This is a genomic window from Vibrio celticus (genome assembly GCF_024347335.1).
GTDB classification, from domain to species: Bacteria; Pseudomonadota; Gammaproteobacteria; order Enterobacterales; family Vibrionaceae; genus Vibrio; species Vibrio celticus.
In genome coordinates this window covers 855968-874118 of the sequence record NZ_AP025464.1, presented here as the reverse complement: position 1 = coordinate 874118, position 18151 = coordinate 855968, and the positions used below count along the sequence as shown (strand labels likewise).

General features: G+C 43.6%; 17 protein-coding genes. 13 read left to right on the top strand and 4 right to left on the bottom strand.

Going from position 1 to position 18151, the window contains the following annotated elements:
• The first annotated feature begins 254 nt into the window (after window positions 1–254).
• From OCV19_RS19845 to OCV19_RS19835, 3 genes are all read left to right on the top strand, one after another.
• The gene (locus OCV19_RS19845) at window positions 255–1631 is read left to right on the top strand and encodes a metal-dependent hydrolase family protein (protein WP_065676200.1); all 1377 of its coding nucleotides are present in this window, start codon (window positions 255–257) and stop codon (window positions 1629–1631) included.
• 203 nt (window positions 1632–1834) lie between these two features.
• A complete protein-coding gene (locus tag OCV19_RS19840; RefSeq protein WP_420823092.1) occupies window positions 1835–2383 on the top strand; it encodes a DUF3299 domain-containing protein in 549 nt (182 codons plus the stop codon).
• Between the two features lie 165 nt (window positions 2384–2548).
• Window positions 2549–3748, top strand: a complete 1200-nt coding sequence (locus OCV19_RS19835) for a carbohydrate porin (RefSeq protein ID WP_065676241.1) — start codon at window positions 2549–2551, stop codon at window positions 3746–3748.
• Window positions 3749–3844: 96 nt separating this feature from the next.
• Here OCV19_RS19835 and OCV19_RS19830 read toward each other — a convergent pair whose 3' ends face one another.
• A complete protein-coding gene (locus OCV19_RS19830; protein WP_019821783.1) occupies window positions 3845–4312 on the bottom strand; it encodes a hypothetical protein in 468 nt (155 codons plus the stop codon).
• A gap of 343 nt (window positions 4313–4655) precedes the next feature.
• On the opposite strand from OCV19_RS19830, the gene OCV19_RS19825 reads away from it, so the two are divergent.
• Window positions 4656–5660, top strand: a complete 1005-nt coding sequence (locus OCV19_RS19825; RefSeq protein ID WP_065676202.1) for a Solitary outer membrane autotransporter beta-barrel domain — start codon at window positions 4656–4658, stop codon at window positions 5658–5660.
• 118 nt (window positions 5661–5778) lie between these two features.
• Window positions 5779–6840, top strand: a complete 1062-nt coding sequence (locus OCV19_RS19820; protein ID WP_048606132.1) for a sensor domain-containing diguanylate cyclase — start codon at window positions 5779–5781, stop codon at window positions 6838–6840.
• A 37-nt stretch (window positions 6841–6877) separates the two neighbouring features.
• Here OCV19_RS19820 and OCV19_RS19815 read toward each other — a convergent pair whose 3' ends face one another.
• The gene (locus tag OCV19_RS19815; protein ID WP_065676203.1) at window positions 6878–7873 is read right to left on the bottom strand and encodes a helix-turn-helix domain-containing protein; all 996 of its coding nucleotides are present in this window, start codon (window positions 7871–7873) and stop codon (window positions 6878–6880) included.
• 158 nt (window positions 7874–8031) lie between these two features.
• Here OCV19_RS19815 and OCV19_RS19810 point away from each other — a divergent pair, with 158 nt between their 5' ends.
• From OCV19_RS19810 to OCV19_RS19795, 4 genes are read left to right on the top strand one after another with little or no spacing between them, the layout of a single operon-like run.
• Window positions 8032–9153 carry an HlyD family secretion protein gene (locus OCV19_RS19810; RefSeq protein ID WP_065676204.1) on the top strand — a complete coding sequence of 374 codons (1122 nt, stop codon included), beginning with the start codon at window positions 8032–8034 and terminating at the stop codon, window positions 9151–9153.
• Window positions 9143–10162 (top strand): DUF2955 domain-containing protein, encoded by a 1020-nt coding sequence (locus OCV19_RS19805; RefSeq protein WP_048606138.1) that lies wholly within the window; start codon window positions 9143–9145, stop codon window positions 10160–10162. The genes OCV19_RS19810 and OCV19_RS19805 overlap by 11 nt, the downstream gene beginning before the upstream one ends.
• 22 nt (window positions 10163–10184) lie before the next feature.
• Window positions 10185–11285, top strand: coding sequence for an AI-2E family transporter (locus tag OCV19_RS19800; RefSeq protein ID WP_065676205.1), 1101 nt, complete (start codon window positions 10185–10187; stop codon window positions 11283–11285).
• On the top strand, window positions 11286–11945 hold the full coding sequence (locus OCV19_RS19795; protein ID WP_017064414.1) for a potassium channel family protein: 660 nt from the start codon (window positions 11286–11288) through the stop codon (window positions 11943–11945).
• 112 nt (window positions 11946–12057) lie between these two features.
• Here the strand turns inward: OCV19_RS19795 and OCV19_RS19790 are convergent, their stop codons facing one another.
• Complete coding sequence (locus tag OCV19_RS19790) at window positions 12058–12597, bottom strand: DUF3332 domain-containing protein (protein ID WP_052878650.1); 540 nt, start codon at window positions 12595–12597, stop codon at window positions 12058–12060.
• A gap of 652 nt (window positions 12598–13249) precedes the next feature.
• On the opposite strand from OCV19_RS19790, the gene OCV19_RS19785 reads away from it, so the two are divergent.
• Complete coding sequence (locus OCV19_RS19785; RefSeq protein ID WP_065676206.1) at window positions 13250–13843, top strand: hypothetical protein; 594 nt, start codon at window positions 13250–13252, stop codon at window positions 13841–13843.
• A 230-nt stretch (window positions 13844–14073) separates the two neighbouring features.
• On the opposite strand, the gene OCV19_RS19780 is transcribed toward OCV19_RS19785, so the two are convergent.
• Entirely contained in the window at window positions 14074–14283 is a 210-nt protein-coding gene (locus OCV19_RS19780; protein WP_004731601.1) for a hypothetical protein, read from the bottom strand.
• A 928-nt stretch (window positions 14284–15211) separates the two neighbouring features.
• Here OCV19_RS19780 and OCV19_RS19775 point away from each other — a divergent pair.
• From OCV19_RS19775 to OCV19_RS19765, 3 genes are all read left to right on the top strand, one after another.
• Window positions 15212–16144, top strand: a complete 933-nt coding sequence (locus OCV19_RS19775) for a siderophore ABC transporter substrate-binding protein (protein WP_065676207.1) — start codon at window positions 15212–15214, stop codon at window positions 16142–16144.
• Window positions 16145–16244: 100 nt separating this feature from the next.
• The gene (locus tag OCV19_RS19770) at window positions 16245–17198 is read left to right on the top strand and encodes an ABC transporter permease (RefSeq protein ID WP_048606150.1); all 954 of its coding nucleotides are present in this window, start codon (window positions 16245–16247) and stop codon (window positions 17196–17198) included.
• Window positions 17191–18141: an iron chelate uptake ABC transporter family permease subunit gene (locus tag OCV19_RS19765; protein WP_048610914.1), complete on the top strand. Its 951-nt coding sequence runs from the start codon at window positions 17191–17193 to the stop codon at window positions 18139–18141. The genes OCV19_RS19770 and OCV19_RS19765 overlap by 8 nt, the downstream gene beginning before the upstream one ends.
• Window positions 18142–18151 lie beyond the last annotated feature (10 nt).

The following is an 18151-nucleotide window of genomic DNA, read 5'->3' as shown; positions in this document are numbered from 1 at the left end:
AACAGGAGCCTGCACGCAGATTTATTTATTGTCACCAAATGGCCATTTATCAACCTTGAACACTGGCAGTATCACTACTAAGTTATTGAATGTGGATGAGTTGTTTTTACTCGATTTTCTCCCGGAATTTTGATTAGATTTTTGTGATTATCGCGGCTAATAAAAACACCTTTGAAACCTCATAACACTCATTAGTAGTTACGGAATCGTTATGGGAAGTGGACTCCACTCATAAACGGAATCAAGGTGTATAAATGAAAAATGCAGGCTTAAAACTCTCTGTTGTTGCTCTTTCGTGTTCATTTGCTCTTTCTGCAAATGCGGCATCAACGCTATTTACTAACGTCGATGTGTTCAATGGTACTGAAAACAAATTGTACGAAGACCATCACGTATTGGTTGAAGACAACCTGATCAAGCAAATCTCCGCAAATCCAATAGAAGCCGGTGAAGCTAAAGTGATTGATGGCGAGGGCAAGACTTTGATGCCCGGCTTAATCGATGGCCATGCCCATGTCATGATTAACTATAATTTTGGTGACATCGAAACCAACAAAGATCTCACTGACATCTCAATTCATGCGACTCAAGTAGCTAAGCGCTACCTAGATGATGGCTTTACTACCGTTCGTGATATGGGCGGACCCGCTTTTGGTTTGGCACGTGAAATTGAGAGTGGTAATGTCGTTGGTCCTCGAATTTATCCGTCTGGCGCATTTATCTCTCAAACATCAGGTCACGGTGATTTCCGAGATAGAAGTGATCCCGGTTTCACGCCTAATTCGGTTGGAGATATTTCTAACTTTGAAAGAATGGGCATTGGCGCTGTAGCCGATGGTGTGCCTGAAGTACTCAAAGCGACAAGACTGAACTTACGTAATGGTGCGACTCAGATAAAGATCATGGCCGGTGGTGGTGGTTCATCTCGATTTGACCCGATTGATACAACTCAATACTCGGTAGACGAAACCTGTGCCATCGTTGAAGCAGCAAAAGATTGGAACACTTATGTTGCTGCGCATACATTCAATGATCGCTCGGTAAATCGTCTGCTTGATTGTGGCGTAAAAACCTTCGAGCACGGGTTCTTTATTAATGACGACACGATGAAGAGAATTGCAAAAGAGGGCGGATACGTTGTTCCACAGATGTGGGGACTATCACCAGATCTAGCAAAGAATCCACTTATGCCTGCAGAAAAACTGCCGATGGTTGCTCAGCTTCAAGAGCAGTATGGTGACTACGGTAAACGCCTACTTGAAAATAACGTGAAAGTTGTTTTTGCATCAGACTATGTAGGTGCAGACTCGGATGCCGAGAGAGCTCGTCGTTACGAAATTTACTGGAGAACAGAAGCGTTTGGAAGCAACTTCGAAGTGCTGAAACAAATGACTTCTACAGCTGGTGAAATGTTAGCGATGTCAGGTCCTAGAGGCACAACCCAAGGTAAGTTAGGTGTTATCGAAAAAGGTGCCGTTGCAGATATTTTATTAGTAGATGGTAACCCATTGGAAGACATGAAGGTATTAGGTGCGACCACCGAGTGGTTTGACGCTGATCCTGAATACAAAACTATCGATACGATTAAATTGGTAATGAAAGATGGCGTTGTATACCGCAACGAAATGTAATCTTTGGCTTGATGTTTAATAGTTAGGTAGGGGAGTGTCTCCTCTACCTAACTTAGCTTAACGATGTTTTTGTGAGGTAAAGTTTCATGGTTATTTTGAAGCCAATTTTTTCGCTGTTTGTATTGTGTTGTTTGTCGTTTCCATCACTAGCTAACGAAGTGAAGGTTACATACTGGGACGAGCTAGTTCCAAGCATGGAGTTGATAGAAGACCCATTTCAAAAGCTTGATCGGAATCAGATGTTTGATATGGCGACCATTGCTCGCTTTAAAGACGCGCAAACTGAAGACGGTTTTGTCGCAAGTGACGAAGCAAAACAGGAAATAGTGGAAGTAACAGAAAGGCTCAAAAAGCAGGACGTGGATGTTGAAGCGTTATTTGTAGCTCGCGAACAGATTATGAAGCAAAGAGAAGCGTTAGGTTCGAAACCCAATACAGGGGTAGTAGGTAGTAAACATCGAATCCCTGGCTATATCACTCCGATTGAAATGGACGGAACTAAAGTTACTAAGTTCTTCTTAGTGCCTTCTGCAGGAGCTTGTATCCACACACCACCACCTCCAGCGAATCAATTGGTGCTGATAGATTACCCTCAAGGCATTGAATTGGTGAGCTTAATGACGCCAGTTTGGGTTGAAGGTGAGTTAACAGGGCATCAATCGAAAGAAAATGTGAATTACTCTGACGGCGCAGCCAACGTGCAGTCGGTCTATGCGATGAAAGCGGACGGTATAGAGCAGTATCAACCTTAAACTAGCGCATCTAGTGCGCTCCAATCTCATGTTGGAAGTATTTAAATCACCCAGTGTCATCAAATGACAATTTTCAATGTGAGTAATAACTAAAATAAAACTAACTTAAAAAGCACTGGTGACATGATGAACTCAAGATTCTCTAAAATAAGTATCGCAATTGTGATGGCGGCTAGCCCAATGAGCGGCGTTGTTTACGGCGCTAACTTTGAAGGCCCAGATTCTGTTGAAAATACAATTGCAGAGCAGAAAGCACTAAAGAAATCTTGGAGGGAGTCATTAGCTGAAGATGGTTTTACATTTGGTGCGGATTACTTTGCTTTGGGGCTGACCTCAGGAGATGGGGTTGGCGGCGATAGCGTTGATGCATCGTCGGGTGTGGCACGATTATACGGTTCATGGCATCTATTGGGAAAGGACACACAGAACTCAGGTAGCTTAGTTTGGAAGGTGGAACATAGGCATGCCTATGGTGATACTGCGCCAAAAGACTATTCATTCGGCCCACTTGGCTATGTCGGTTCAATTGGCCCTGCATACAGTGACCAAGGGTTTCGTGTTACGGACTTAAATTGGAAGCAAAAAATCAACGATGGCAAAGGCACTATTGTTGTTGGTTGGCAGGATGTAACGAACTACGCCGATGTTTACGCTCTAGCAAGCCCGTGGTCTGGTTTTACTAATTTGGTATTCTCGACAGGCTCTGGTGCGATGGGCTTACCTGATGATGGTGTACTTGCCCTTTCTGCTGGTCATATGTTGGGCGAGAACTTTTATGTGGTCGGTGGTATCGCGGATGCAAATGGTCAGTCAGATGATATTTTTGATGGCTTTGATACTGCCTTCGGTAGCGATGCGTCTTACTTCACCACACTGGAATTAGGTTGGACGGCTTCGCGAGAGCAGATCTATACCGATAACTTTCATGTGACTTTTTGGGACTTTGGTGACGATACTCGTCATAGTAATAGCCTTGCTGCGGAAGGTGGCTCGGGCGTTAACTTCTCATGGAGTCAGTTCATGACTGATCAAGTGATGCCGTTTGTTCGTGGTGGTTTCTCAGAAGGGGATGTTGCCCTTTACGATAAATCGATTTCTGTTGGTATGGGGTACTTTGGATTAGGAAAGCCGACCAACAACCTTGGTGTAGCGCTAAACTGGGCGGAAGTGAATGGTGACTCTTTTGCAGCTGATGCGAAAGCAATAAGCGGTAGCACAGAGCAATGGACAGCGGAGATCTACTACAACATGCAACTCAACGATTTCATCCAAGTGACACCTGATATTCAATACATCAAAGATCCTGCATTCTCCAATGAAAGCAGCGCTTGGGTATTCGGTATTAGAGCGAGAGTCTTTATCTAACTTCTCTGCTTGTTAATCGCTGAAACGTAAAGAATATATGTAAAAAGTGAGCCTTGATAGGCTCACTTTTTCGTCTTAGGTGTGTGTCAAAAGCGACTATGCTTTTTCGGCTTTGGGCGTGTCATCAAGTGCGAAGTAGATCTTTGAAACAACAATCTCTGCGACCAAAATCGTGAATACCACAGCGAAGAACGCCACCACACCATTCCAAGGGCCTGTGAAATCTACCTTGTCGCCAAATAAGATATTAATGGCTTCCAACATCACAAACTTAGAGCCCACCAGAATCACGTAACTGGATAAACCGCGATAAATCTTAGGCGCAGTCCCCGGTTTAGATTTGAAGTAATCTGCCAGCTTATGTTCTAAGCCTATAGACAATTTGAGTAGGAGTTGAAGCAAAATCGCAGCTGCAAATGAGATGGTGAATGACTCGATATTGACGAAGTCCCAGTATTCATCAAAAAAATTAAGAACCGTTAAATCGACGAGTACCGCAAGCGTGTATCCGACAAAGAGTCGTTGGGGCGTATTAAATCCATATACTTTTTCTATATTGCTCATCTACTTCTTCCTGAGTAAAGGGTTATAAAAAACTTAGGAGTTAATCTTATAATTTTCAAACGCTTATTCTTTTATATGCGAAACAGGTCTTAAAGTCGGCTTGGCGTATTATGGTAAGTAAGGGTTTTAAGAATGATCCAATATAAGACTCCAATTTAGACAGAGGCGCATATGATTATTCATTTTAGAATCCAAGACGTAGAAGAGCTTTGGGGATCCATTGATTTGGCAACGCTCTTGCAGTTGGAACTGAGAGCAGTATCAACCACACCGTTAACTCTCTGATTGAAATAGTTAAGTTACCAATTACACTTGAAGCATAAGTTTGAATGGAGTCAACTTAATGCTTTCACCCCAATCGCTGTATTCCTCTTCTATTGCTCTGATCTTAACTGGCCTTTTTTCATCCTCGGCCTATGCCTCAAATGAAGCGATTCAAAATCGTTTAGAGAAGATATTCTCGGCTTCTATAGCGTTGACTGACAGTGATGCGGTTTCTATTGGCTTTGTTGATTTTGACCCAAATTCATTTATCAATTTGAACGACAATGGTTTTGGCTCCGATAAAACCATCGATACTCGAAGCCAAGTGAGTGTGGGCTCCATTCCTTATTCTTCCGTGATTAACACCGATGATCCTGATCTTGACCTTATTTGGTCGGTGCGAGGGTCTTATGCGCTTTCTGAACAGGATATTGAAATCTCACCGGAAGTGACCTCTGACCGTCGTGTGAATCCGAATAAAGACTCAGTGTTGGGCCTGTATGGCTTTTTCGGGGTTCAAAATCATCTCAACCAGCACTGGTCTATCGCGTATGGCTTAGGCACCCACTTGCTCTATTACCGCAATAAATACGAATACAACAACAGTTACTCTCAAGCATTTCAGTCTCAGCTAGACGGCTACGCGCTAAATACCTCAGCATGGGCATTGATAGGTGAGCCGTCGGTCAAACTCAAGTATTTAAAGAAGCAAGAGTGGGGAAGCTGGAATGTCTCTTCTAGAGTGCGTTATTTCTATGGCACTGGATGGGGTGAAGCGAACGATGGTGATATCGGTAACCCTGAAGGGATGCGATTTATTAATGAACTAGAGTTTAGGCAAAATGTCGCGCTCGATGCTTGGTCGTTAAACAACCCTCAGGTCCACTATAACTTTAGAAGAATCGATATAGCGGGGGATTTAACGGATCCTTTAGACACACACTATTACTATGAATTCGGCGCTGGGTTGGTGTTCGATGTCCCTTATGACTCTTACTTTTTTGATAACTTCGGTGTCGGGATTAACTTCAATTATGGCAGCTCACTCAGCGGTGGTAGTTTGCTCTTCTTACTCAATAATTAGCATAAGTTGTTGATCTTCAAAGTACCCATATAATTTGAATTTGTATGTGTCGTAAAATGGTAAATATCTTAATCAAAACTTAGCCATCATAGTCATTCGCCCATCACCAGAGCAAACTATGAACAAGTTAAGTTATGACCGAAAAATGCCGCTATACGTGGTGTCTGCACTTGTCCTCAATATGGCATTTAGCTTGTGGTTGCTGAGTATTGCTTCTACGTCAGCCATGGTTTTTTCGGTGTGTGCGTTGTTTTTACTTAGCACTCTGATTACCGCACGCCTTTATCGACATGAAATGGCTCAAAGTAAGAATAACTTGTCGGAAGCGATCATTGATGGTGTCGCAGGTTTTATCGTCCTCGATAGTCAATTGAGGGTCATACAAGTCAATCAACAGTTCTCTCGGGTTTCAGGTTATGCCTTTGACCAAGTCGAATCTCGTCCGATTTCTGATCTCTGTTTTATGAATAACAGCAGTCTAATTGCGACCATTACTCGCTCACTTAAAGAAAACCAGAGATGGAAAGGTGAGTTGAGTGGTGTAAGTCGACTTGGTGAGCAGTTTACCGTAAACGTTGTGGTGGAAAAGCTAACCGAAATCCTGCCGCACAATAATAAGTACGTGGTGACCTTTACGGATATTAGCCGACGCAAGATATTGGAGCGTCGATTAAGAATGCTGGTGGAAACGGATTCACTGACAGGGTGCTGGAATCGACGCCGTTTTGATAACGACTTAAAACATTATTCAAATCTGGCAGAGCGTTATGGTTACACGCATTCCTGTTTGGCGTTGATCGATTTAGATCACTTCAAGGCCATCAATGATAATCACGGTCATGACCAAGGTGATTCCGCGCTGAAAGAGGTCGCAGAACTGTTGAGAAACAATAGTCGAGACACTGACATCGTCGCGCGAGTAGGCGGAGAAGAGTTCGCTATCTTGATGCCTGAAACCAATTTGGCAGAAGCGTTTGAGGCGATGTATCGATTGAAAGAAGTGATTACCAAAGGGACTACATTGAATCTGACCGTGAGCAGTGGTGTGTCTGAAATACAGGCGCAAGCCGAAGCGACCTATCGCAGTGCAGATAAGGCACTTTACCGCGCTAAAGGTAACGGGCGAAATAGAGTGTGTAGCTCTAGCTCAGGCTGTGCGACCTCCATAGCGCTTGGCTAAGAGTTGGTCGCACTTAGCTAATCTGTGAGAGTGGTATCTAAGCCGAGATTGAGCGTTGGTAAATCTTCGGAGTAAGGCCAGACACACGCTTAAACGCACGAGAAAAATGCGAGATGTTGGTGTAACCGAGCTGGCTAGAAATGTAGGTCAGGGTGTGGCCTTCTTCCATCAGTTCGCAAGCCACAGAAAACATCAGGTTCTCTTTGATCTTTCGATAAGTGGTGTTTTCGTTCTTGAGTTTGCGTTGGAACGTTCGCACTGAAAAGTTGAGTAGCTCTGCCGCCTCTTCAAGAGAGAGGTCTTGTTCTTTCATGTACGGTTTTAGAAGCTCATAAATACTATCGGTAAAGCTAGTATGCCACTCAATAAGCGTCGGTTTTGCACTGAGTTCTTTAGAAGTAAGACGGATTGGGAGTTGTAAGATCTCTTCAGGAATCAGCACAGCAGTCGACGAATGATCAACAAACAGTTGGCAGTTACTTGATACCAGTGTTTTGACGACATCGATGTCATTACCTTGCAAGCGAACCTTAGTCGGTAACCATGGCGACTGAGATAAAATGGTTATTAATTCAATGATATAAATAACAGCGAAAGCTTCACCCCATTGAAACATAGGGGAATTATCTTCAGGGGACGTACGGCAAAACCAGTTCTGACCGTGTTCTTGAATAAACTCGACTCTACTGCCTGGTGAATCATAGGCAAAGATTGAATTGATCTGTTTTAGTGCATCACCAATGGTTTCGAATTCGGTAAATTGATGCAAGACATTTGGGATGATTCGACGTCGAAATGCGAGTCCTAGAATATCGGTGAACCGAGAAACACCAAGTTGTGCGGATGTTAGATAAATCAAACGTTTAATTGATTCCGAGGGCACAAAATCGCTTTCTGATTCAATGAGATCGGGCGGTAAACCTGAATCTTTGAGCAAAAGGTGTAAATCGAGACCATAGTCAGAAAACACCTGAACCAGAATCTTGGCGTAGTTCGTTTGAATTACCGGGACTTGGTAATGACTGGAGGTCATGAGCATACAATCCTTGTATATAGTTGCATTATTAGACGTGCATATCATTTGCAACGTTTTGTTTACTAAATCTAACCCTATTTACTTGAGTTTTCCATCGCCGGGTTTATTTTTAAAGTATTAATTTTGTTGATGTTAGTTATCTAGAAGGGAGTCCCATGTCAGAAGTCAACGGGAATACGCAAGAAGCCAAGGAAGAAGTTGGCCAGCAAGAAAATGGAAAAGACAAAGTAAGAAAGGTCACCAACTACTTACTGTTGTTCGTGGCGTTCATGTTGATCTTCAGTATTATTTCAGACCGCATCATTCCTATTACTGATAATGCTCGTGTAAAAGGTTATATCGTTCCAATCAAGCCTGAGGTGTCGGGTAAAGTACTCGATATTCTTGTTCAACCTAACCAACTCGTTAATCAGGGCGACAAGTTAGCCATTTTAGACGAGTCTGATTACCAAATAGCCGTCCAACAAGCCGAGCAAAATTTAGAGATTGCAGGCCAAAATGTCGGCGCTCAAACCGCGAGCATTGCTTCAGCACAAGCGAAACTCACCTCAGCCATTGTTGAAAGACAAAATACCAAACTGCAAGCTAAGCGTGTTTTAGAGATGGCCGATAAAGGTGTCGTTTCTAAATCAGATGCAGATAAAGCGCGAGCAGCATTAGCAACGTCTCGTGCGGCGGTTGTGAATGCAGAAGCTGACCTTGACCGTGCTAAGAAACAAATGGGTAAAGAAGGCGAAGAAAATAGCCAAGTGAAAGCGGCGTTGCTGGCACTTGAACAAGCTCAATTGAACCTAGAGCGCACCGTGATTACCGCACCAACACAAGGTGGTGTCTCTAACTTTAGCCTGTCTGAAGGGTTTTATGCATCGGCAGGGCAAGCAATCATGACCTTTGTTTCAACCGAAGATATTTGGATTGAAGCTTATTATCGAGAGAACAGCCTAGGTAATGTTGCCGTTGGTGATGAAGTTGAAGTGGCATTGGATTTCGCACCGGGCAAAGTGGTAAAAGGGCGCGTAAGTAGTATCGATTGGGGTGTTGATTGGGGGCAAAATGATCAAGCAGGTAAGCTTGCGCAAGCTAGCCAACAAACGGGTTGGTTGCGCCAAACACAGATGCTTCCTATCACCATTGAATTTGATAATGAAGAAGTGACAGGCATGCTCCGAGTGGGTGGCCAAGCGGATGTGATTGTTTATAGCGGCGATAACTTTGTGTTCAACGCGATAGGCAAGGTATGGATTCGTTTGATTAGCGTATTGTCTTATGTCCGATAAGCCGATTCCTGACCAACAAACACAGCAACGGATCCTGCGATTTACGGTCGGGGTCACGTTGGCTGTTTTCTTGGCGGCGTGGATAAACTGGCCACTTGCGTTTGTGGCGCCAGTGTTCACAGCTAAGTTCTTAATTGATAAACCAAATCTCCATAAGGAAACGGTCTACGAATTGCTCTTGGCCGTTGTGGTGACAATGGGGTTAGGTTTATTGCTGTCGCGAGGAATTACCCATTATCCAATCCCATTGCTGATTTTAGTGGGGCTAATGATGCTTTGGGGCTACTACTTGTTTGTCGACCCAAAATGGAACCTGTTTGCCACCATACTGTTGATTGCGGTTTTGATGTTGCCATTCATGGCGATTGATAACCCCGGCGTGTCAGTAATGCTGGCCTCTGGCTTAGCGACCTCTGGTGTGGTTTCAGTCATGCTTTTTGCGTTAGTGCATGTGTTTTTCCCTGAGCCAAAATCGGCGTTCTCAGGCTTCGCTGCTGCGCCACTCGAAAAGAAACAGCGTTGGTATGCGGCCTTTAGGGCGATGATTATCTCCTATCCAGTGGTGTGCTTTTTCTTTATTTTTCAAATATCTGAAGCTTTGCTGACAATGATGTTCATTGCGTTGTTATCGTTGATGATTACGTCAGAGAAGTCGATAAAGTTGAGCGCTTTTCTGGTGATAAGTAACGGTATCGGGGGATTGCTGGCGATTGCTGCTTTTTCAATTCTTTCTATAGTACCCAACATTGTCTTCTATTCTTTGTTTATAGGACTTATTGCCATTCTTATGGCTACCAAGATCTACACGGTTCCCGAAAAAGCACCTATTTTCGCCACTGCATTTAGTACGTTGCTCGTACTTGTTGGTAGCACATTGATGAGCTCCGGTGATATCGATAGCAACACCCTTATACGCATATTCCAATTAGTGTTAATTGGCATATATATGATTTTGGCTTCTTTATTCCTAGAAACACGGAATTGGAAGTTCCTACAAAATCAGCCTTAATTTTGTCTAACAAGGACGTCTCATGAAGTTAACCGATGATTTTTCAAAACAGGCGATAGACGCTGCCATTAAGATCGCAGCGATTGCCATGCTCGTGTATTGGTGTTTTTCGATTTTGCGCCCATTCATTCTTTTGGTGATATGGGGTGCGATCATTGCGACTGCGTTGTATCCAGTGGCGGTCGCAATTTCAAATAAAACCGGGATGTCGAAAGGTAAAGCCAGTGCATTGCTGAGCTTTATTGGTGTGATTCTTCTATTTATTCCTTTGGCGGCGCTTTCTTCTGGTATCTACACCAGCGCGACAGACCTGATGACAGGGCTTCAAGATGGCACATTGTCATTGCCTAAACCGAAAGAGTCTTTACAAGATATTCCATTAATAGGGGAAAAGGTTTATTCAACCTTGGTTGCCGCCTCGAACAATATTGAAGGCACTTTCATAAAGTATGCAGACGAAGTTAAACAGTTCGCGACGAAAGCCGCTTCTGTTCTTGGCTCGTTAGGTGGTGGTTTCATTCAGTTTATTATCTCTACCATCATTGCGGGTGCATTCATGAGTAATGCGGATAAATGCAAAACTGGTGTGACTCACCTAGTGGCGCGTTTAACGGGCGGTAAAGGTGAAGAATTGGTAGAGCTCTCTAAATCGACCGTGCGAAGCGTTGTGCAAGGTGTGATTGGTGTGGCTGTGATTCAATCCATGATGTCGGCAATCGGTTTGGTGATTGCAGGCGTTCCAGCAGCTGCGTTTTGGGCGCTAGCTGTGCTGCTCATTGCGATAATCCAACTTCCACCGATTCTCGCTCTATTACCGGCGATCATCTACATGTTCAGCGTTGAATCGACACTGGCGGCGAGCTTGTTCTTAGTGTGGTGTATTTTGGTGAGCGGCAGTGACGCTATCTTAAAGCCAGTATTGCTGAGCCGTGGCTCTCACATTCCAATGTTGGTTATTCTATTGGGCGCGCTGGGCGGCATGGCGATGTCAGGCATCGTCGGTCTGTTTGTCGGTGCTGTGATACTGAGTTTAAGCTATGAGCTTATGATGGCGTGGCTTGGATTTGAAGAGAAAAACCAAGAAGAAACTGAGGAAAAACCTGCAGAGGTCGAGGAAAAATAGATGAAGCCAGTCTCTAAAGACGACAACTTCTACTTCTTATTCTATGCACTGTTGGTGTTGTTTTTTGGTTGCGCGGTGATGCAGCAGTTTTATCCGCAAGGCCAAAAAACAATCCTATTTCTTATCATTATTACGTTGGCGAGTTCAATTGCAGGTATTCATAAAGAGCGAGCCTTGTATCGCTCTTGGTACGGACTGTTATTGATTACGGCGCTCGTGTCTGGTGTGTTTTCGTTTTTGGAAGGTTATAACCTGTCGATAGTGACGCTATCGGCGCTGGCTGTGTTTTTGTTTTCACACATTTACTCAGCGTTGAAGCAGGTGATGAAAGCAAAAACGGTGACGCCTAATCACATCATCGGCTCAATCTGTATCTACTTGTTGTTAGGGTTTGCTTGGTCGACCATCTACTTGTTAATTTTAGAGATCTTTCCGAATGCCTTTAACGGGTTAGAAGAGCAAGTCTGGCTGACAAACTTGTTCAATGCGATGTACTTTAGCTTTATCACCTTGACTACGGTTGGTTACGGCGACATATCACCAGCTCTGCCTATTGCTCAGTTCTTCGTTTTTATGGAATCCATTATCGGCAGCTTTTACTTAGCTATCATGGTGGCGAGTTTGGTGAGCATTCGACTTGCACAGTCTCAGTCCCAATAGAGCATTTACAAATAATAGAGCACATACAAACAAGCCCGACAATTGCCGGGCTTGTTCTATTTTATGAGCTTCAAAGTCTGTCTAAGTTTGAACTCTTTGTGGGCGATGAACCTTAAGCTTCAGTACCTTGAATCTTCTCTAATTCAGCAATAGTCGTTTGCGATACAAGCTGACCATCCATGTAATAGGTAACGTTTTGACCGTCTTTTATGCCCGTTAGAGTCGCTGTTTCACCAGAGGTATAGACGATGTCCATTTGAATTGTGTTTTCGTCAATCTTAATCATCTCACCCGTTTCAATGGTGCGATTGTTTGAAATTGGGCCTACAGGGGCTTCTTTCAGGCTTGGGTCTAGGTCGTCGTTCACTTCGAAGTGTGTATCTGTTTTTGTATCAAATACGTGTGGCGAACCGCTGATAGGGTTTTTACCTGTCCAAAATTCAAGTGAGTTGAATACGACATAGTCTGCAGCGGTAGTAATACCGTATACAGGCGCTAATAAGAAGTTTACACCTGCACGAGCATAGCGGTTATCGACAACTTCAACGTTAAATTTCATCACTTTCCCTGTTACGGCGTTACTACCGATACAACCAGTTAGCGCAGAAGCCAAAACCGTTAGTCCTACAATTTTAAGTGCAATCTTTTTCATTTTAGTACCTGTATAAGTTAGAAGTCTGTTTCGTTGGAACAGGTGTAGTATGGTTTTTATTCGATGGTCAGTTTTACCATTTAGCGCCACTGACGATATAAAATGCACTCGGATTTTTGGCATCAAGCTAGGGATAAAACTGGGCACAAAAAAAGCGCGACCTAATAGGGCGCGCTTTGGGGTATTTAGATAAGTCGTAATGAAAACAACGACTCTAATATAGAATTACTTCATCACGTAGGTATAAGCCGATACGACAAGCCAGCGGAAAAATCGAAATAAAAGGGTAGTGGCTTTAAAGGCAAATTTGGCAATGGATACCATTGCTTCTGCACCAACGCTTACGCACTTATGCAAATCGGATTCTTTGTATTCTGAATAGGTCATCTGTTTTCTCATTTCTCGCGGTTGTCTTTCATATATAAGTAACGACTCCTGTCTGGCGATATCCCCTGAGCGCGTAATGTACGAACTTTCACCGCTAGAGATTTACCATTTCATGCCATATGGCTTAATAACTAGGCAAAAGGTAAAGGGTTGGGAGAATTTAACGGCATCGCGAGGTGTAACTGATCAAGTTACCGAAAAAACGAGGGTAATAGTGGTATGATCGCGGGCTCAGCACCATAAGTGATAAAGAATAGGAAACAGAATGACTCACCTTACCGAACAGCAAGAAGCTGCAATGGCGACGTTTAAGGAAAACTTACACCTTCCAAACGGTGGTTTTCATAAACTGATTATCGAGCTAAGTAAGGAGTATCAGCTGCCTTTCCAAAAGGTGCGTGCGGTTTTAAAGAAAGCTCAAAAAGACGTTGAACGACAAATACGAGAAGACTTTACCAGTGTTGATGACGCAGTACTGAGCCAAGCCAATTGGGTAAACATCATTAAGTCGAAGCTTGTTGAGTTAGCGGAAGAAAACCAAACGGTCATGGATAAGCTGCAACAAAACCTGAAGTATCAAAAAGTGTTGTCGGCAATCGAGGGTTCAATCGCAAGCGAAGACGAACGTGACGAGTTGATTGAAGAGTTGATTCAAGCTTATGAGAAAGAGGTGTTCAAACCGTTACTGGCGATGCTGCATACAACAAAGCTGTATTGGAAGTTAATGCTGGTGGATGAGACATGTAAGATGAATGAGGAGAATCGCGAGAAATTCAGTGATTACCCTCAACACATGCAAGCTGCAGAACACTTATATACTCTTGATCAGAAGTTAAGGTCGATGCCGTTAACTTATTAGTCCATGAATGCACTGATAATGACTCATTGGTGATTCAGAGTTTGATATAAGTTGGTTTCAATAGAAGCACGATAACCTAGCTAGCGTTAGCCGCGTGTGAAATGCAAAAAGGGCTAGGTTTCTGATCTGTTTTACTTCTACTCTATTTTGTTCTGCTAGAGCGAATTGAGGGTGACATCTTTTACATCTTTGGGACTAGATGGTGTTTCTTTTGTAGCCTTTGGGAAATGCTATAGGAGTGTGAAATGTCCTAGGGTGTTTCCGTTGCCTGAAACGATAGTTCCGATGCTTTCTCGTTCATTAAATTCAAAGTCGATGAGATAACTGTGATGTTGTAGCTTGGGCAATATGTGGCGGTGGAGTATATCGCTATTGAGCTGTCGAATCTCGGTGACCCATGAAATCTCTTCTTTGTGTAAGTCTATTTTAATCTTGAGCATTTATTACCTTTTAGTTTATTGACTGTTTTTTCGCGTGATAGTTGGTACCAATGGGTTTGTCGTGTTGTTCTGCGTGACATAACTGTGCCTTGTGTTTATTACATTTGTATTTAAGTGCTCGATCTATTCTGACTTCGCTGACAAAAGAGCAAATGACGATAGATCGGTAGTAGGATCGAATTTAAAAGCTATTGAATGACTATCTGGGTGAAAGCTGACGCAGAGATGGTGTAACGAGGGAATCGAGAACTGTCTATGTGGAACTTGGACTTACTTTAGCATTAACAGCTCTATAGATTAGAGCCAGGTGGCGAACTATACGCCTAGTTTTTAAAATTACAACCCTAATTTCAATTAAATTAAAAAATATTTTTGGGTGATTTGTCATCGCTTACTGAAGGTTAAATGAGCGAAGGTCAGGGATTTGACCATGATATCTGACTGAGGCTTGGCTTTTCAGCTGTTCGTATTCGTTGTCATTAGTGGGTTTAATTGAGTAGCTAATTTGGTGATGATTAAGTCTCTGTTATATATGAACTTTACATTGTAAATTACAATCCATAATTTTGGGGTTCAGCGTTGTAATTGCAGGGTTTTTGGGTGCTTTCCCCAGCTGTTTTTTTCTTCAGGTTGATGAGTATTTTCCTCTTCGCGTCTTTTTGCTATTTCTGATTCCTAATACCTCTCCTGACTACGCAAAATATGAATACTCACTTTTACGTTTCTGAATAATAAAGTTGTTGTGTCGCCAATTTAGTGCAAATATAATTGATAATAGTTCTCACTTGCGTTACAAGTTTGTTGTCAATTCAATGACAGACTTTAAATTATCGTTATTTAGCAGTTGTGTACGCCCCATGCTCGTCTATGAGTAGTGTGACTTTCATTGTCATTAGTGGTGGTTTGTCTCAATGGCAAAGGAAGAAACATGAAGAAAACAATCAATTCAGTTCGCCAGTTGTTGAGCGGGCTTGCCATCGTTCTAGCATCATCATTCATGATGACCGCGCATGCGGAAACCGTCACCATTGAGCATGTAAAAGGTACTGCGCAATTTACTGAAGTACCACAGCGAGTAGTGGTTCTAGGCCACGGTAGCTTAGACGTGCTTGATAAAATTGGTGTGCGGCCAGTTGGCGCGCCTCATAGCTTGCTGCCTGATTACCTAGCTTCGTACAAAGATACGACGGCAAATACAGGCTCTTTAAGCGAACCTGACTTTGAAGCTATCTACATGTTGAAGCCTGACATCATCATCGCGGAAAACCGCATGCTTAAGGTTTACGACAAACTGGCACAAATTGCTCCGACCATCATGTTCTCTATTGAAGGCGACGAATACTGGGCTGATGCTCAGCAAAACTGGCGCGCGCTAGGTGACATCTTTGGTAAGCAAGCTGAAGTCGAAGCGATCATTAAAGAAACTCAAGCTTCTATTACTGCGGTAAACGACAAAGTAGCGTCTGACGAAACTTCAGCAATGATGCTAATGAACAACGGCAACAACATTGCGATGTTCAACAAAGGCAGCCGTTTCTCAATCATCTTTGATGACTTTGGTTTCGTGGAATCAAAGAGTGCAGCCGTGGCTCCGATCAAAGGAACACACGGCAACTTAATCTCTTTTGAATACATTGCTGATGCAAAACCTGAAGTGCTTTACGTGCTTGACCGCGAAAAAGCGATTGGCAAATCAGAAGGACGCGCTCAACAACTGTTTGATAACCCACTGGTTGCGGCAACACCTGCAGCGCAGCACGGCAACATCGTTTACCTTGATTCAAGTGCTTGGTATCTGGCTGGTGGCGGTGTGACGGCGATTCACAGAATGCTTAGTGACATTGAACGTACGATTCAATAGTTATTAACCATCAGATTTTCGGGCTTATAAGAGTGTTCTTATAAGCCCTTTTTCACTTTTTTATACGGGCTACCCGAGACCTACCTTTAGTATTATTTCTATGTTGAAACCCATTGCAGCTGCTGTATTTCTTGTTGTGTTATGCGTTGCGTCATTGATGATTGGAGTCGCTGAAATCAGTTTTAGTGACTTCTTCAATGGCAACCAACACGCCAACTCTATTTATATTGTTAGTCGGATCCCTCGACTACTTGCGATCGTGCTTGCCGGAGCGGGATTAAGTGTTTCTGGCTTGATCATGCAACAAATCGTACAGAACAAGTTTGCCGCGCCTTCGACGATGGGCACCATTGACTGTGCGATGTTGGGCTACATAGTCGGTATTCTCGTGCTAGGCAATGCTGCGCAATGGAGCTACTTAGGCTTTATCTTCGCATTTGCAGTGTTTGGCACCATGCTATTGGTACGCTTCCTGCAACACCTCAAGTTTAAGAACGCGGTATTGGTGCCTTTGATTGGCATCATGTACGGAAACGTAGTTTCAGCGTTGACCACATTTATCGCCTACAAACACGACTTAGTACAAACTATGTCTGCATGGACGATGGCGAACTTTGCGAGCGTGTTGCAGGGCAGCTATGAAATCCTTTATCTCGCAGTGCCTGCTTGTGTGCTGGCTTACTACTTTGCGAGCCAGTTCAGTGCGGCGAGCATCGGTGAGAGCTTCGCGAAAAACATCGGCTTGAATTACCAGAAGATCGTCTTCATTGGTGTTGCATTGGTCGCTATCTGCGCCTCTTCTGTGGTGATGATCGTTGGTGTTATCCCATTCCTTGGCCTTATCGTGCCGAATATCGTGTCGCTGATGATGGGCGATAACATGAAGAAGATTCTGCCTTGGACGGCCTACTGGGGCGTGATCTTGGTGTTGGCTTGTGACCTGTTAGCTCGAATCGTCATCTTCCCTTATGAGATTCCAATCTCAATGGTAATCAGCATCTTTGGTGGCTTGATTTTTATCTACCTAATCATGAGAGACAAGTCGAATGCGTGATTCAGTAAAAATTGCGATTCTGGCTATCGCGTCTTTGGGTATGGCAGCGCTATTCATCGGGCAGGGGCTGACGTGGGATAACTACGAGTTCTTCTTGTCTCTGCGACTACCAAAACTGCTGTCGATTGTGTTGGCGGCGGTAGCGATCTCGGCGTCGTCATTGGTTTTCCAAACCATTACTAATAACCGAATTCTAACCCCATCCATCTTGGGCTTTGACAGCTTGTATATGCTGGTACAAACGGTACTTCTGTTTGTGTTTGGCAGTGCTAGCTTCTGGGTAATTGACTCAATCGCAAACTTTTCGATGTCTGTGACTGTGATGATCTTGTTCTCGTTTGCTCTGTTCCATTTCTACTTTAAGAGCAAGCGAAATAACGTATTCACACTGCTTTTGATTGGCATCGTATGTGGCAGCGTATTCTCGAGCTTAGCGAATTTCCTTGCGATGTTGATTGATCCCAATGAATTTGCGGTGCTGCAGAATGTGATGTTCGCAAGCTTCAATAACGTGAAAGGCGAACTGGTTTACCTCAGCCTTATTCCATTGGGTTTGAGCTTACTTGGCCTGTGGCTGTTGGCGCCTAAGCTTGACGTACTTTGGCTTGGTGTTGATAACGCGACAAGCTTGGGCGTGAATACCAAGCGACTGACTCAGATTACCTTGGTGATTGTGTCAGTGATGGTCGCGGTGTCGACGGCTCTGGTTGGCCCTGTGCTGTTCTTTGGCCTGATCACCGTAAGCTTAGCTCGCCAGATATTCCGATCTTATCAGCATCGTGTGCTTATCATCGCAAGCAGCTTGTTAGCGATCGTGCTATTGGTTTCTGGCCAATGGTTTATCGAAAAAGTGATGGCGTTTGAAACCACTGTGAGTGTGATCATTAACTTGGTCGGCGGTTTGTATTTTATGTTCTTGTTGTTACGCACCAGAATTCAGTAAAGGTAGTAAG